Raw genomic sequence first — 17879 nt, forward strand, 5'->3', positions numbered from 1 at the left:
CTTATAAGATAAGAACTCTCATTTATGTCGAATAATCGCCGTCCAGCCTATTTATCAATCGTTATAATTGCCGTGGTCACCATAGTCGTGACGGCGGCGGTTATTATGTGGTTCAAACCTGATCATACGAGTATGGCTCTAGCGCAACCAGCATCCAATGCTCTGGGCGAGGAGGCTGAGGGTACTCTATCAACTGCGCTGGCGGCGGGTCAAATGCTACCAACGACTGCGACCCAAAATCAGTCTTTATTTGTCACAGGATTGGAGCGTTTGCCGCGTTCCTTAAAGGGTACTCAAATTGATGGCGAAATCATCATTGATGAAAACAAACAGTTGGTCGTCACTCAAGGATTACGGCGTTTATTTGATTATTTTTTATCCGCACTAGGAGAGGAGGACGAAGCCGTTATATTTGCGCGTGTTGAGAGTTACATTCGTCATCACACCCCAGAGCCTGCGGCCAGTCAAGCGGTCGCTATATTTGGCAAGTATGTTGCGTATCTCAAAGCACTCCCAGAGATAGAAAAGCGTTATGGCAATCTACAACTACAAGCGACAAAAAGTGGTGAACTAGATTTAAACGCTGTGGCACAGCAACAACAAGATGTAACCAAGCTACGTCAGCAATATTTTGCAAAGGACACCATTAGTGCGTTTTTTGGTACAGAAGATGACTATGATGACTATAGTGTAGAGATGGTCAGAATCAACCAAAACAAACAAACCTCTGAGGCACAAAAAGAAGCCGCCAGACAAGACTATATCAGCCGCTTGCCAGATAGTGTCACCAAAGCCAATATCGTGCAGCAAGCCAATCTTGGTGAGCTTATGGCTCGTACTGAACAAATGAAAGCTCGTGGCGCGACGCCTGAAGCACTATACAATATGCGCCGAGAGCTAGTAGGTGCGCCAGCAGCAAAGAGACTGGCGCAAGTAGACCAAGAGGATGCCAGTTTTGACCAGCGCTTTACTCAATATCAAACACAAAAACAGCGTTTGTTAAGCCAAAGTGCAGATCAAGCTCAAGCGCAAATTCAAGTAAACCAACTTGAGCAGCAGCTATTTGACGATGCTGAGCGTAAACGCTTGTCAGGTTATGCGGCTCTACAAGAGACGAAGACTCAATAAGCGTATTTCATTAACATTAATTAACTTACAGTGATGTAAGAGACAAGTATGCTAAAAGTGCAAATAAGTTATGGTCATTGGGAGAAGGACAGCCCACTATCTATAGCTTTAGTACAATGATATTTGTACTTCATTTGAACCAAAAGTGTTTTAAAACTATTCTAGGAGCTTATATGAAAAACATGACCAAAGCATTGATGACAGGTATTTTAATGGTGACAGTATTGGTAGGTTGCCAATCTATGTCAAGTATGACGGCACCCGCTACTGATCAGCCAAATATAACTGGTACAGACGTTATCTAAAGTGGTGGCTAATAATTTTACTGAAACCCAGATTGATTATTTAAGGTATCAGTAAGCGGCACTAGCAGTCATATGCAGTGCCACATTATAGTTATACGACATAAAAAAACCTCACTATTTAGTGGGGTTTTTTTATGTCAGCGCTCACCTGACACCATAGTCAGAGCACTTTTAAACCGCTACGGTGTTACCCGTCCTAGATGTACTCAGTGTACTATCTGCGGTCGGTCGCCTTGTAGCGATTCTAAAATTCCTTGACTATAAGGTGTATCATCATTTTAAGAACACTAACTATATCAATGTGCTAATTGAGGACACGTCCTAGCTGCTTTAGACAAGACATCAGTAAGGTGTTAGCATCGTTAGTGAATAAGGTCAATAGCAAACATCCGGTCGACTTCGCATTGCAACAAAACCTCCTTCAAGCAACCACTCAATTCATAATGACAGCTCATTGTGAGTCATACAAAATATCGCCATTGTTTAAAACAATGAATAAGACAATAAACGAATCATAATAAAACCAAAATTTTCACTAGGTCTGTAAAGGGTGCATCCAGTGCAAGATTTATAAGTAGTGAAAATTTTAGGTTCAATAAGACGAGGAACTTATATGAAAAGTATGACTAAAGTAATGATGGTAGCTATCTTGGCCGTTGGTACGCTTGCCGCTGGTTGCCAGACTACCGCCAATCTACCTGCGCCAGTCAGTCAGCCAATCACTTCAGATATTTTACAAGCTCATCACTGGCAGCTTGTTGATGCCAAACGCAGCAATGGTGATAAGGTAACTCAGCTATTTTTTAATCCAGCAAAACCCTTAACTTTGAATTTCATGAATGACAACGGTAGAGATTACGTGGCATTTATGAACACCTGCAACAACATGAGTGCTGGATATAGCGTTGTCAATGGCAATGTAGAGATCAAAAACGGCATCAGTACTATGATGGCGTGTCCTGAGCCACAAGCAAGTTTCGATACGGCAACCATAGCAACCGTACAAGGTAAGTATAGTATCAATAACAATGCGAATAATGTGCCTATCTTGACTATCCGCAATGACGATCAAGTTGCGTATTTCAAAGCTATTTCTAAATAATTTGATGATTGAGTAAAAAATCAGATATTTCGGCTGAATTTAATAATGCCTCACTAATCAGTGGGGCATTTTTTTATCCAAAATTTAGTCCGGTTTAGGATACACTAGAGTAATGTTTCTGTAATATATTTTATCATCAGGTTCTATTGGATATCACTTTATGTTTAAAACAGTTATGTCAAAACCAGTCATGTCAAAACTAGCCATGAATAGGCTCACAGCAACAGGCGCTATGACGATAGCCATAGCTATGGTACTCACAGGCTGTCAGACATTGAACAGCACATCAGTCAATAAGCCTATTAGTACAGTTGAGACCAATCCGTTGACGGCTCGAATGCCTGTGATTGACCGTCAAGGGCGCATAGCCTACGTGGATGAGCAGGGCACAGGTGCCGCAAAAATATCGACACTGTATAGCATCCGTCCTGATGGTAGCGATCGTCAATTGATTGATCAGTTGAAGGGTTATATTTATGCGCCTGCGTGGTCAGCTGATGGTAAATGGCTCGCCTATAGTAAACAAGCACCACGTCAAAACCCCAAAATTTATATTTATGATCGTAGCAGCGATACGCGCAATCTAGTGGTAAATTCTGAAGGCAGTAACATGTCAGCGTCGTTCTCACCTGATGGTCAAAAACTCCTCTATAGCTCAACCGTCGGCGGCAACGCAGATATTTATGAGATGCGTCTGAACGATGGCAATACCAAACAGTTGACTACACTATCAAGTACTGAGGTACAGCCAAGCTATGCGTCTGATGGCAAAAGCTTTGTCTATACCAGTGATAAAGTCCGTGCTGGACGCCCAAGCATCTATCGCTATGACTTTGCCACTGGCAATGCGACGCCTATGCCGACTAGTGGCTATGTCGCGAGTCCTCAACTCAGTGCAGACGGTCAGCAGTTAGCGTATCTCAACGGTCGCAAGGCTGCGGTTATGACATTGGCTACTCGTCAAACCATCGATCTCGCAGAAACAGGACTCGATGAGCCTGCACGGTTATCACCGTCTGGACAGTATGCGGTTTATCCAATGCGCAGCTCGCAAGTGAGCAGCCAAGGCACTAGAAATATAGGCAGCCTCGTTATCCGCTCGTTATCTGCCAACACAAGCTACAGTATTAATAGTGACGCTGGCGGGATGGTGCGTTCACCGATTTGGGGACGCTAATGGCGAAATCTATGTATTATAGGGTGAGATGTCTATATAATTAATAAAGAAACATAAGTTGATTCTATAGCTTAAGTTTTCATGAACATCATATAAATTTTATAAATGGCTCATCAAGATTCTGCGTATCAAAACACTATATATAAACATACTGTATATAGAGATACTGGATTGGGTGAGCAAAAGGAGAAAGTACGTAATGCAAGAGTCGTTTTTGATATTCATCACCAAAATCAGCTTGTACCCGACGATAGTCTTTACAGGATTGGTGATGTTTGTGACCTTGTATTGGATGGTTTCTCTACTTGGTATGGCAGATATGGATACAGTAGATATTGGCGATGCAAGTGGCGAGGGTAGCAATTTGACCTCATCAGGGTTTGTGTCGGGTCTGCTGCTCAAATTCGGTTTGTATGGCGTGCCGCTTATCGTTATTCTTAGCTTAATCAGTTTAATTGGTTGGTTGTTAAGTTACTTCTATACCAGTTTTTTACATCAAAATTTTGACTCAGGCATTTTATATTACCTATTCGGCACCGGAGCGCTAATCTTTGTATTGGTCATCTCCATGTGGCTGACAGGTATCATCATCTCTCCCATCCGCAACAAAATAGCCAAAATACCTAGACGCAATGCCGCTAGCAATATCGGCAAAATCGCGGTTGTGCGTACCCTTAGTGTCACGGACAAACACGGCGAAGTGGAATTGAATGATGGTGGTGCAGGATTGATACTCAAAATTCGCTCAGACGTCAATGATGGCTCGCTGAAACAAGGCGATCGAGTGATGTTAGTGGAGTATTTAGAGGCAGCCAATACCTATCGCGTCGCCGCTGTAAAAGACAAGTAACTCTCATCAATGATTTGACCATTAGGGCTCTTTATCATTATTTTCAGCACATCATTATCGCTATTAGCACAGAATAAGTTCACAGAATGAACAGCGATTTAGTCAGAGGTTTTAGAAGAATCTCTGGTTTAGGCATAATATTTTTAGCAATGATTTAAACGGTTTTAAATTTGGTTATAGTCGATTCAGAATAATGCAGATATAAGAATGGTGCGTGACAGGGCTACAAAGCACACGTGCTATAAAAGGTGTTATAAACAGTAAATTTAACAAACCTGATAGCGTATCTGATTTATATAGAATTGATTATGGAATGTTTTAATTAAAGGAATGGATATGGACACACTCATTATCGTCGGCGTGGTTGTAGTGCTGGCGTTTGTTTTTATGATGGTCGCACTACTGATGCTCAAGGCCTTTTACTTTAAGGTCGAGCAGGGCAAAGCACTCATTATCAACGGTGTGAGTAAAATTGCCGTACGTTTTGATGGTGGTTTTGTTTGGCCGGTTATCAACAAAAAAGAGTTGATGAGAATCTCACTTATCACTTTAGAAGTCGATAGACGCGGTAAAGAAGGGCTTATTTGCGCCGATAACATGCGTGCTGATATCACAGTCGCGTTTTATCTACGCGTCAATGAAACCGAAGAAGATGTATTAAAAGTTGCCAAATCGGTTGGGGTTGAAAGAGCCTCAGATAAAGTCGCCGTCAATGAGCTGTTTAATGCCAAGTTCTCAGAAGCCCTAAAAACAGTCGGTAAGCAGATTGATTTCGTCAAACTGTTTGAAAATCGCAGCGAGTTTCGCGACAGTATCGTTCAAGAGATCGGCAACGATCTGAATGGCTATGTCTTAGAAGATGTGGCGATTGATTACTTAGAGCAAACGCCAAAAGCGTCATTAGATTCAAGTAATATTTTAGATGCTGAAGGTATCAAAAAGATTACTCAGCTAACGGCTTTCCAAAACGTCATTACCAACGAGCTTGAGCGTGACGAAGAGCTGGCTGTTAAGAAAAAGAACGTTGAAACCAGAGAGGCAATGCTAGAGCTAGAGCGTCAGCAAGCCGATGCCGAAGCCAAACAGCAACGTGAAATCTCGTCAGTGATTGCACGCGAAACGGCTGAAACCCGCAAAATTGAAGAAGAAGAGCGTAAAAAATCTGAAACAGCTGTCATCTCGGTTGAGCAGGATTTGGCCATTCAGCGTGAGAATCAGCAGCGTGAAATCGAAGTAGCAGGTCAAAATCGTTTGCGTGCAGTCGTCATCGAAGAAGAAAAAGTGACGCGTGCTCGTGATCTAGAAATTGTCTCTCGTGAGCGTGAAGTTGACTTGCAACGTATCGAAGCTGAACGTGCGATTGAGCTTGAGAAAAAAGAAATTGCCAACGTCATTCGTGAGCGTATCGCGGTAGATAAAACGGTCGCGCAAGAAGAAGAGCGTATCAAAGAAGTTCGCGAAATTAGCGAAGCTGAGCGTTCTAAGCAGACACGCGTCCTAGCAGCAGAAGCCGATGCGGAAGAAATCAAAGTACGTCAGGTGAAAAAAGCCGAAGCAGAAGAGCTGTCTGCCAAGCACAAAGCCGTAGAAATCACCACGTTGGCTGCCGCGAATCTTGAAGCATCTGCCAAAGATTCAGAAGCCAAAATTAAAATGGCCGAAGGTACTAAAGCAGAAGAGTCAGCACATGGCTTCGCTGAAGCGGCTATCCAAGAAGTCAAAGCGGCTTCGTTGGAAAAAGAAGGCATTGCGAAAGCTAATGTTATTAGAGCGACTGGACAAGCTGAAGCGCAATCAAATCGTGAAAAAGGCATGGCAGATGCTGAGATTATTGCCGCTCGTGGCGAATCTACCGCTAAAGCTGAGCGTGATATTGGTATGGCAGATGCTCAAGTCATCGCGGCTCGCGGTGAGTCAAATGCCAGAGCTGAGCGTGAAGTTGGATTGGCAAAAGCCGAAGTTACTCGCGCACATTTCCAAGCCGAAGCAGATGGTCTGGTTGAGAAATTCAATGCCATGGGTAGCATGAGTAAAGAGGCACGTGAGCACGAAGAGTTCCGCATGAGCCTTGAGACGGCATTGCAAGAAGCATTGGCATCGATTGATGCTGGTAAAGAGATTGCGAAAGAAAATGCTGAAGTATTGGCAGTCGCGCTACAGAAAGCCAAAATCGATATTGTTGGCGGCGAAGCGCATTTCTTTGATAACTTTGCCAAGTCTCTGTCTATCGGTAAAGCCATCGATGGCCTAGCGGGTAAGTCAGACACATTGAGCGGTATCATCAATGGTGTGATGGCCAGTCAAGCCATGAAGTCAAACCAGAAAAATGATGATAAAACGGTTTAATTCTATATCAGGTCGAATTGACTGATATTTATATATCTAGCATTAGTAAGCAACATTAATATCAGTAAATTATCTGTCGTGTAGGCGGCAGATTTTTTTGGCTAACTCATGGTGACTCAGAACGACGAATCATGATGAGTTGGCTAATCTAAAAAAAATAGCAGTGACCACTCGTTTTTTTAGATTAGCCAAGTGCTTCTTTACTTTCAATGATTCTTTATTGCCCAAAATTCTCTTATAGTGGATTCAGTTTAAAAGAGATACCAGGCAACCGAGTGCAGATGTATATGTGATACTTCAAGCGAGGTTAACGCTGTAGCTCTTTTATAAAGGATTGACTATATTACGTAAAAACAGAAACGGACGAGCAACGATGGCGGACACGCAAAACTCAACAAATTCAGACAGCAACGATAACGCTAATCAAGCCAACCAAACCGATCAGGCAGTTGCTTCAGGCAATGCTTATGAGCTCATCAAAAAACGTCTGACGGAACAAGGCGGCCGTTTAGAGACGCAAACGCAGACGCTAAATAATGCGCGTCTCGAAGAGTTTGGCAGCACTCAAATGCAAGTCATCGCCCGTACCCGTATTCGTACCGAATACAACTGTGTGGCACAAGACATGGTGCAGGTCGGTGATTATTTGCTGTTTGGCTACAACGTTTTTATGGGGCTCAAACGCGCGAGCAATATTAAAGACGTATTGTCGTTATATCGTCTGAACGAGCCAGTTGGTAATGAAGAAGAGTATCAGCTCGAAGAAGTCGATTTAAAAGGAACGTTTTTAGATCAAGATGCCTTTGTTCAAGATTTCAATGAGTTGTATCGATATTACAAGCAAACGCGCCTGATTCAAATAACGGTGAAAGACAGCAAATTGCTATTGGCGTTTCAGATTGGCGAGCGTATCACCGATATTCGAGTGTTTCGTTTTGCGCTAGATTTTAGCCAAGGCACACCAGAGTCAGCGCAAGTCGCTTATGTGGACAATCGAGGCGAGCGTGATATTGAGCTGCCGCCTGCTTATGATTTTGACTGGATTGAGACCACACGCGATCAAATGGTGAATGGCAAATATCCCCATATGAATATCTTGGATACGATATTTGTGGAAACCGTCGGTGGTGATTTGACCATTAAAATTGAGGATAATACGCAGTCAGGGCAAGGTATTTATAGTGAACCAGTCAATGACCGTACCCAGTCGCTGACCGATGCTGAGATTGCGTATGCCAAAGTGGGCAGTTTAATACTGCTCAAAATATTGCCTTATCGTGAAGAGGACTACCGTTATTTCGTTTATAACACCTTGACCGAAGCGGTGCTACGATTGGATGCGATTGGACAGTCGTGTGTTCAGCTACCAGAAGACCACGGCATCATGTTCCCGGGTGGTTATTATCTACAGACAGGTGAGTATAAGCTGTTCGAGGCCAATAATGTTGGTGCTACTGACTTACGGTTTAAGCGTAAAATTGTATCGCCGAATGGGGAAGATGTTTTATTCTTATTTTACGACCGAGACTTGGGCGTCACGGGGCTGTTTCCTTATAACTTGATTAAAAAGCAATTGGCAAATCCTATTTATTGCAACGGTATGGCTTTGGCAGAGAATGGCCGTTTGGTGCTGTTTAGCGACCAAAGCGAGCCGTCTCGTATTCACCCAATGCAGATATGGCACACGCCTTACGCCTCGCATGAGTATGTGAGTGAACTGCCAGAGAGCACGAGTTTCTATGGCAAGATTGGCAATAAAGAGTTGGTGCGTGGTATCTCAGACCTGTATAGCATTACTCGCCTGATTGATAATCAAAGCGTGTCACAGAAGCTCTATGAAGAGCTTACCAATAATACCAGCCGACTCTTTGACAGCTATTACTGGTTGTCTGAACCTGAGCTGAGCGAAGTCGCCAGTAGTATTAAAGAAGTGACGGCAACGGCTGAGCTGGTCATTGATGAGTTCGCTAAAGTACAAAGTATCCAGAAACAAACCCAAACTGCGCTAGCCGATGCTGATACGCAGCAAAGTGAGATTTTGCGGCAGATACGCGTCACTAGTTTTGAGTCGGCCAGTGATTATGTCGATCAGTTGTCAGCATTAAGACGCCAAAAAGGCCGTTTGGTCAGCTTGGAGGATTTGCGTTATCTAGATGCTGATAAGCTACAAGCGCTGCAAAAGCAATTAGAAGAGGCCGAAAGCGAGCTTGCCGAAAAAACGGTGCTGTTTTTAAGTGGTGAAGAGGCACTATCAAGCTACGAAGGCATATTGGTCGATGTCAGTGAGCGCTTAAACACCGCTGAAACCAATGCTGAACTAAAACCCGTACTAGAAAAAATCGATGAGACAGCGCAAGGGTTAGATTTATTGACCGAGTTGTTAGGCACATTAGATGTGGCCGATGCCACCGTGCGTACGCAAATCATCGATGACATATCGACCATTTATGCGAGTCTAAATCAGAGCAAAGCCAAGCTCAATCATAAACGCAAAAATCTAGGCTCAGCTGAGGCCGTCGCGCAATTTGGCGCTCAGTTTAAGCTGTTTGGTCAATCTATTGCCAATGCGTTATCCATTGCCAATACCCCTGAGAAATCAGATGAGCAAATGGCGAAATTATTGGTGCAGCTAGAAGAGTTAGAGAGCCAATTCGCTGATCCAGAGACCAATAGTGGCGATCAGTTTTTAGCCGATATCATCAGTAAGCGTGAAGAAATTTACGAGACCTTTGAAAACCATAAGCAGCAATTGCTCGATGCCCGTAACCGTAAAGCGCAAAACTTAGGTGATGGCGCGCTGCGAATGCTCGAAAGTATCAAGAAACGCACGCAAAGTACTGGTGTTACCGGCTTTACAGAAGAGGAAGCGCTCAACACCTACTTTGCGGCTGATGGTCTGGTGCAAAAAGTCCGCAACATCGCAAAAGAGTTGCAAGCGATGGGCTTTAGTGTCAAAGCCGATGATATCGATGCCCGTCTAAAAGCCATTCAAATCGAGAGCTATAAGAGTCTAAAAGACAAGTCGGACTTGTTTGAAGATGGTGGTCAAATCATCAAACTGGGCAAGCATCGTTTTTCGGTTAATACTCAGCCACTGGATTTGACCTTATTGAGCCGTCAACAGTCAGATGGCAAGCGTGTGCTGAACTTGCATCTAACGGGTACCGACTATTATGAAGTGCTTAATAACACTGAGCTAAACGCCTTGCGCCCGTATTGGGACATGAATATTGCCTCCGAGTCTGACAAGGTGTACCGCGCCGAGTACTTGGCGTATAGCATTATTGAAAGTGCTAAGAACAGCCAAGATGGACTGACCGAAGCCCGTTTATATCAAGCATATGATGCGACTATCATTACCCTCGATGTTAATGGTGACATTGATAATGACAGTCCATTGTCTAAACTGGTCAAAGCTTACGCCACCCCTCGCTATCAGCTTGGCTATGACAAAGGCATTCATGACCATGATGCCACGCTATTACTGATGCAAATCCTGCCAACATTGCGTGAAGCAGGGCTACTGATTTATACCCCGCAAGTACGTGCCCTGGCTCAGTTGTTTTATTGGCAACTAAACATCGTACAAGCGCTTGGTCTAGACAGCTTGCGTCAATTTGGTTATGACGCTTGGTTGAATGAATCAGTGCTGACACGTGCAAATAACTGGACGGATAGAGCCGCTACCGCCGAGCAACTGCGCCGTGCATTGGGCAGTGATACGGCTAAATCTTTACTGGTCGAGGACATGAGCCAAGTGATGCGTCATTTTGTTATGGCTCATAATGACGACAGTCTTAGCGCTGATAACGGTGCTGGCAAGCAGTTAACATCAAAACCAGAGTCAGATGCAAATACCAGTGATGTTCATAATGCCAATATTTTCAAACCAAGCTATGTGCAGCTTGCCTGTGAATACTTGGTGAGCGTCATGGGGCAGTCGACTGAATTGAATGCAGGTGCATATAACACAATAAACTGGCAAACCAGCCAACAAGCCCAGCAGTTGTGTGAGCAGCTAAGCCAAACGTTGAATAGTGCTGCAGGTAGCACGCAAAATACCGCCAGTTTTGACCAACTACAGTCTTCTATCAGTAAGCTTGGATTCCAACCCAAATCAGCCTATGAGCTACTGGCAACTTGGTTCCATGCATTGCTTGAGAAAACTTATGGTGGAAATGAATCGGCTAACGTAGTGACTGATGGCACCAACGAAGCAGGTGAAGCACTCAGCGAAGCTCAGCTTGCCGAGATTGAAACACAAAATGCGCTACGCAAGCAGCACTTAGAAAGTGGCCGTCATTATGTGCCCGAAGCCATTGCTGTCTTACTGACGCAGTTAAATGATGCTCAGCGTGAAGCTTTGGTACAGCGCCTCATTGATTCAGGTGCGACTTTCGATAAAGGATTAGGTGTTAAAGGGCTAGGTAATAAAAATCTGAGTAATCAAGGTTTAAGCAATCAAGGCGCAAGTGCCACACCATCGGCCTTGTCATTTTCCTCAATCACCTCGTCAACGCCTTCATTGAACAGTATTAATAATCCGCTCAATCAAGTGCAAAGCTTTGAGCGTAGCACGGGTAAGGTATCGCTTGAGAGTCAGGTTAATAATTTGCTAGGTGAGCATATACGTATTCATCAGCAGACGTTAACCTTTGCCGTAGATGATTTCTTAAATCGTTTGCATCATCATGATACGCAAGTCATCCCTGCCTATAGACGTTATCTGGCCATGCGCTCAGAGATATTGCATGACTCAAAAGAGACGTTACGACTGGACGAGTTTATGCCGCGTCCATTGTCCTCATTTGTGCGTAACCGTCTGATTAACGAGAGCTATCTGCCACTTATCGGTGACAACCTCGCCAAACAGATGGGCACGGTCGGCGAGGATAAGCGTACCGATTTGATGGGTATCCTTATGATGATATCGCCACCAGGGTATGGTAAAACCACCTTAATGGAATACGTGGCAAATCGTCTTGGCCTTATCTTTATGAAGATTAACTGTCCGTCACTTGGTCATGACGTCACCTCATTAGATCCCGAAAAAGCCCCGAATGCCACTGCGCGAGAAGAGTTAAATAAAATCAACTTAGCCTTTGAGATGGGCAATAATGTCATGCTTTATCTTGATGATATTCAGCATACGCATGCGGAATTTTTGCAGAAATTTATCTCACTCGGCGATGGCACACGCCGTATCGATGGTGTCTGGCAAGGAAAAACCAAGACCTATGACATGCGTGGCAAAAAGTTCTGCGTGGTCATGGCAGGTAACCCATATACCGAAAGCGGCGAGGCCTTTAAAGTCCCTGATATGCTTGCCAACCGTGCCGATATCTACAACTTAGGCGATATCATGAGCGGCATGGAAGAGGTGTTTGCACTTAGTTATATCGAAAACTCGCTGACCTCTAATACCGTCCTCGCACCAATGGCTAATCGTGACTTAAGCGATGTTCATCGTTTGATTAAAATGGCGAAGACGGACAATGCAAATCTTGCTCAAGCACAAAGCAGCGATCTAACGTATCCGTATAGCACCTCAGAAGTTAACGAGATTATCGCTATTTTGCGTCATATGTTTAGGGTGCAAGAAGTCATTTTGGATGTCAACCAAGCCTATATTGCCTCCGCCTCGCAAGATGATAAGTATCGTGTTGAGCCGATATTTAAGCTACAGGGCAGTTATCGTAATATGAACAAGATGACCGAAAAACTATCGGCGGTTATGAATGAAAGCGAGCTGAACCAGCTGATAGATGATCATTATCTAGGCGAGTCACAGCTGTTGACCCAAGGCGCAGAGAGCAACTTGCTCAAGCTTGGTGAGATGCGTGGTGTCTTGACCGAAGCAGAAACAGAGCGTTGGGCGCAAATCAAAGCCGACTTCCTACGTAACAAAGCCATGGGCGGAGAAGACGGCGACACAGGTGCACGTATCGTCGCCCAGTTGGTCGACTTGGCCAGTGGTTTCAATGCCATCAGTAGCCAGTTTGAGACATACTTAACCAAAAATGACCCAGAGCAAATCGCTCGCTTACGAGAGGCAGGACAGCAAGCGCAACTCGATGCCCAGCTAAACGCCCAATTAGAAGCACAGAAAATACTTGCCGATAGCGTCATTAACAATGCCAAAGTCGTCAGCGACAGTATCGATAATGGCTTTGAAAAAAGCGTGAGCCAATTGCTGCAAATATATAAGCACGATCATAAGTCAGAAGGCGAGTATCTCAAGCAAAACCAAGACGTGCAAAAAGCACTTATGGTGCAGCTGGTCAATGCCGTTGAACAACTGGCACAAAAAATGGCGGATAGCTTGTCTAATAGTTTAACTGAGAGCCTAGCTAAGAGTGATGAGAATCAAGCGGCAGATAGTGATATCCCTGATATTCATCAGCAGACCGCATTGATGGCAACTGCCCTCAAGCAAGCGCTAGAGCCACTGACGATGCGTATGGATGAGAAGCTAGCGATTGATAGCAGTACCGATCAATCAGGCAAGTTAATCGTCAATAGTCTAAATAGACTTAATAAAATTTTTGACGACTATGATTAGTAGCTGACGATTAACAACTAATGATTGATTATTAACGCTTATGAGCAATGCTGATGATTAGCACTTATGAATAGCACTATAAATAGGGCTTATGATTAAGAGACAGTGGTAATATAGTCGGCAACAGCTGCTTCGGATACAATGACGGCGAGTAAGAGTGCTACAAACAGTAGGTTAAGCAAGACTGACACCGTATCCGAAGGTAGTGAATCGACTATATCAAACCAATGAGAAAACTATGGCGCACAAAAAAAAGAACGTCCGCAAAAAACTTTGCCCTGTCTGCGAGCGTGAATTCAGTTGGACTAAAAAGTTGGATAAAAACTGGGAGAGCATGGTCTATTGCTCCGACCAATGCCGACGGGTGAAAAAGTACGAAGGGTTAGATCATCAAAAAGAAGATAAGTAGTCTTTAGTAGTGAAGTAGAGTTATATAGGAACAAAGGAGCAGACGATGGCACACAAAAAAGTAAATTTACCGCAAAAAATCTGCCCCGTCTGCCTGCGCCCGTTTACGTGGCGCAAGAAGTGGGAGAAAGACTGGGAGCAGGTGATTTATTGTTCTGAGCGGTGTCGCAGCACCAAAGGGAGCGGCAAATAACTCATTCGATACTTATATAATCTATTATATGAATGTTATTAGTATCCGTATTTCCACGTACCAAATAAATTATAGTTCATTAATTCAGCAGCAATTTGCTTTAAGTATGTGTCTGAGTGATATTCAGAATGGTCTTTGAGGTTTTCGAAATACTCTTCTGCAACTTTTTTTGAATCATCAACTTTATTCAAGTATATCAGATAATTAATATGTCCTTTAGATAAAGTAACGATAGGGTAACTATCATTTTTAAAGGAGCCAGCTTCAACTTTTGAGAGTCTAACTAATGCTATTTTTGCTTCGTTGAATAAATTTTCACGGCTCAAGTTATGAATACCTTTGTTCTCTGAAGCTAATATAAGTTTTTGATGAGCTAGAGCATGTTCAATATGTGGAGAACTTGGATAAGCATTTAATGCAACCCTAAGCTTTTCAAAAGCCTCAAATGTATGTCCAAAATGTCGAAGTGCAAGACCATATTGAAGTAGAAAAAGACCTTCATTCTCTAAAGACTTTTCAAAATTATTATATATCTCTAATATCTCTTCTTTATTGTTGTCAAGAAATCTGATGAGAAATTTATAATTTACTAAATGTTTGTATATATTAGCTTCTTTTTTAGATAAATTTTGAACAATGGGAAATCTATAGTTAATAAAAGCATTGATGTAAGATATGAGTAGGATTTTCTTAAGCTCACTATTTTTATCAATATTAAAGACTTTCTCACTATAAACTCTGTGTCGTGTTGTTATATCTCCATGATTGTACTTTAATATGCCTCTCATATTATCCGTAAGATATTTTACACTGGTATTAAAATCAGGATTTAAATAAGTTAAAGCCCGACTTAAAGTTTCTTCGTTGCTAGGATAGTTTTCTAGAGCTGCTATACTTGAAAGAAGTAATAAGTTTCTTTCATCAATAGAGCCTAGAGCTTTAAAGTCCTTAGTTATTATCTCTTGATAGCCAAGACCTGAAGTAGTTTCAAGTAAGCCGATTAGAAGTTGTCTTGAGGCTTTACCAGCTAATTCTCTACGTCTTTCTGCCTTAGACATTTTCTCAAGTCTTGTCCAGTTTCCAAACTCCTTTAATTTAATAAGTATCTCATCTACATCCTCTGGTTCAATAGTAGATATATTTAATATCTTAGTGGTTACTGGATCAAGAAAAGCCTTAGCTTTACGTTCCCATAAAGCTGTATTTTCAGTAATAATGAATATAGCTTTGGTTTTATTTTTGACTATAATATCTAACAGTTCTCGGTAATTGTTATTTATAATCCTATCAATACATATATAGTATGGCTTGCTCCTAATGCTATCTAAATAATTAACAATATCATTGAGGTTTTCATATGCGTTATCGATAAAATATACAGAATTTTCTTTTTTATTAGATAAATGTAATGAGATTTGTTTTAAGGCTGTGGATTTACCACATCCTGCTACGCCGTGTATGACGAAGAGCTCACATGGATTATTAGGTTCAGAAAAGGTTTCATCAGAAAAATCCTTTGTCTTTTTCAAAGTGGCTGGAACATTATCTATTATATCTTGCCATGTTGGTTTAAAACCTCTATAGAAATCTCTAATATTATCAATGGGATTTAAATTTTGAGTTTTAGATACTATATTGCTAAGGCTTACAGGCGTTATTTTACTAACAACTTCTAACTGTTTATCGTCTGTTATCATGTAAGGGTTAAGGTTTTCTACAACGTTCATATAGGTTGGTAGTGTATTTCCAAACTCACTATTGATGTAAGCTACAAAATCAGACAGTTTGCCCTTAATGTGTTCTAAGTTATGTTTCAGTAATGAGATTCTTTCAATCTCTGTAGCATCTGGAGTTATTACATAACTCTTAGTTGATGTAGCAACGTTATTATTTTTTTTAAAAAGTTCTAAGTAATATTCAAGAAGCGGTTCATCTAACTTTGTTCCTATAAATAAAAATGTGTATGTGTGCATATCCTTTGCAAGTTCACTATACCAGTTTATAGTTTTAGTTAAATTTCGAGCGTATTCTTGAGCTGAAAAAATAAAATCTAGATCTGGACGATTCACATCGCCATTAAGTTTAATTAAAGTGGTTTTGTTATTTAAATAAGTGTATTCGCTAATGAAGTCGTTTCTATTTTTAACTTCTAATTTTCGATCTGTAATATTTCTATAGAACGCTTGCTCAATACAATCATCAATATTAAGCGAGTAAATTCTTTTAAACGGAAGACTTACCAAAGTTTTATATTCGTCCGAAGGTTGGCAGTATTTAAAATTATCTTCGAGAAAATCTGATAATCTCTTCTCGCCCATTATTTCTTCAGCAACACCATACACCTTAGATAATGACTCTCCATTGTAATCTAATTCAATTTTCGCACATAAAGATTTTGCTAGGTTGTAACCATCTGGAATAGGGTCTCCTCTTTGAGTTAGTGAACCTTTAGAGACTCCCGCACCAATGAATAATATTAATTCACCATTCAACATTGAGTTTTTTAAATAGTTATTCATAGATAAAGTTCTCTTAATATTATATTTGATGAGTATAGTCTCATAAAAATTAATAAGCTTTCTATCAATTTAAGATAATTTTTAAAATGAATTACTTATTATGATTTTCAGCTTTGATAGATTAAAATGGAAAATTTGTTGCTCAGAGGTTTGGAGTTCGACTTATTAATATCAGTAACACTCAGTCTATATCTATGTAAATCCAGATTTAGCCACTTCTCAGCAGCCTTTACGCTCAGGATAGTTTTCTGACTGATCGTGACTATTTCATTAATCCCAAAACGCCCATAACCAAGACACAAGCAATAAAACCCTTACTTATTTAGCATCTCTCTTAGCAAAAATATTCGCAACCAACGCACCACTAAAGTTATGCCACACACTAAATATTGCACTAGGTAAGGCAGCGACAGGGTTAAAATAAGTTGCCGCAAGGGCAGCGCCCAGACCAGAGTTTTGCATGCCCACTTCTATCATAATCGCGCGGCGTTGTCTCTCCGTAAAGCCAGACAAGCGAGCGATGACATATCCCAAGGTATAACCCGTCATATTATGTAAGGCAACCACGATAAATACGATAGCACCGCTGTCTAGAATAGTCGCTTTAGACACGGCAACCACCGCCGCGATGATAATAGAGATACCCAATACCGACACCATCGGTAATACCTCGGTGACGAACTCGATCTTTTTACCCAAAAATTTATGAAAGATAACACCCAGTAATATGGGCAAGATTACAATTTTTGTAATGGTTATCATCATACTGGCCAAATCGATATCAATCAGCTGCCCCGCAAAAATACTGAGCAGAATAGGGGTTAGAAAAGGCGCAAGTAGGGTCGAGATAGAGGTAATCGCCACACTCAATGCCACATCACCTTTGGCTAAGAACGTAATCACGTTACTAGAAGTACCGCCCGGGCAACAACCAACCAAAATAACACCGACTGCTATTAAAGGATCAAGGTTGAAAATGACCGTTAATAAGTAAGCAATGAGAGGCATTAGCGTGAACTGTGCCAATAGCCCAACCAGTACAGGCTTAGGGCGTTTGACAATCTCTAGGAAATCTTCTGTTTTGAGCGTCATGCCCATCCCAAACATAATAATACCAAGTATGGGAACGATCAAAAAAGCCAACGAGGCAAAAAGTTCAGGAAAAATAAATCCCAAAACAGCACTGACCAATGCCCAGATTGCAAAGGTTTTGCCAATCCAACTAGAAAGTAATGCAATCTGATTCATAGCCTATCTCACAAAGATAAAAATAATAGAATAGACAATAA

Annotated in this window: 11 protein-coding genes; 9 read left to right on the top strand and 2 right to left on the bottom strand. The window is 41.8% G+C overall.

What is annotated here, in order from left to right:
• Positions 1-24 precede the first annotated feature (24 nt).
• From ACTQ9T_RS09120 to ACTQ9T_RS09160, 9 genes are all read left to right on the top strand, one after another.
• The gene (locus tag ACTQ9T_RS09120) at positions 25-1128 is read left to right on the top strand and encodes a lipase secretion chaperone (RefSeq protein WP_201593517.1); all 1104 of its coding nucleotides are present in this window, start codon (positions 25-27) and stop codon (positions 1126-1128) included.
• A 173-nt stretch (positions 1129-1301) separates the two neighbouring features.
• Complete coding sequence (locus ACTQ9T_RS09125) at positions 1302-1433, top strand: hypothetical protein (protein ID WP_264623034.1); 132 nt, start codon at positions 1302-1304, stop codon at positions 1431-1433.
• A gap of 613 nt (positions 1434-2046) precedes the next feature.
• Positions 2047-2535, top strand: a complete 489-nt coding sequence (locus tag ACTQ9T_RS09130) for an META domain-containing protein (protein ID WP_440464842.1) — start codon at positions 2047-2049, stop codon at positions 2533-2535.
• A gap of 160 nt (positions 2536-2695) precedes the next feature.
• Entirely contained in the window at positions 2696-3712 is a 1017-nt protein-coding gene (locus tag ACTQ9T_RS09135) for a Xaa-Pro aminopeptidase (protein WP_440464843.1), read from the top strand.
• A gap of 199 nt (positions 3713-3911) precedes the next feature.
• Positions 3912-4562: a hypothetical protein gene (locus tag ACTQ9T_RS09140; protein ID WP_440464844.1), complete on the top strand. Its 651-nt coding sequence runs from the start codon at positions 3912-3914 to the stop codon at positions 4560-4562.
• 336 nt (positions 4563-4898) lie between these two features.
• The gene (locus ACTQ9T_RS09145) at positions 4899-6908 is read left to right on the top strand and encodes a hypothetical protein (RefSeq protein WP_440464845.1); all 2010 of its coding nucleotides are present in this window, start codon (positions 4899-4901) and stop codon (positions 6906-6908) included.
• Between the two features lie 373 nt (positions 6909-7281).
• A complete protein-coding gene (locus ACTQ9T_RS09150; protein ID WP_440464846.1) occupies positions 7282-13470 on the top strand; it encodes a DNA repair ATPase in 6189 nt (2062 codons plus the stop codon).
• A 238-nt stretch (positions 13471-13708) separates the two neighbouring features.
• Positions 13709-13879 carry a DUF2256 domain-containing protein gene (locus ACTQ9T_RS09155; protein WP_010196547.1) on the top strand — a complete coding sequence of 57 codons (171 nt, stop codon included), beginning with the start codon at positions 13709-13711 and terminating at the stop codon, positions 13877-13879.
• A gap of 45 nt (positions 13880-13924) precedes the next feature.
• Positions 13925-14071, top strand: a complete 147-nt coding sequence (locus ACTQ9T_RS09160) for a DUF2256 domain-containing protein (RefSeq protein WP_440464847.1) — start codon at positions 13925-13927, stop codon at positions 14069-14071.
• 38 nt (positions 14072-14109) lie between these two features.
• Here ACTQ9T_RS09160 and ACTQ9T_RS09165 read toward each other — a convergent pair whose 3' ends face one another.
• Together ACTQ9T_RS09165 and ACTQ9T_RS09170 are read right to left on the bottom strand one after the other, a co-directional pair.
• Positions 14110-16590: a P-loop NTPase gene (locus ACTQ9T_RS09165; protein WP_440464848.1), complete on the bottom strand. Its 2481-nt coding sequence runs from the start codon at positions 16588-16590 to the stop codon at positions 14110-14112.
• Between the two features lie 318 nt (positions 16591-16908).
• Positions 16909-17838: a bile acid:sodium symporter family protein gene (locus tag ACTQ9T_RS09170; RefSeq protein WP_440464849.1), complete on the bottom strand. Its 930-nt coding sequence runs from the start codon at positions 17836-17838 to the stop codon at positions 16909-16911.
• Positions 17839-17879 lie beyond the last annotated feature (41 nt).

Origin of the sequence: Psychrobacter sp. ASPA161_6, assembly GCF_051970285.1 — a bacterium.
In the GTDB taxonomy this organism is placed as follows: Bacteria; Pseudomonadota; Gammaproteobacteria; order Pseudomonadales; family Moraxellaceae; genus Psychrobacter; species Psychrobacter glaciei.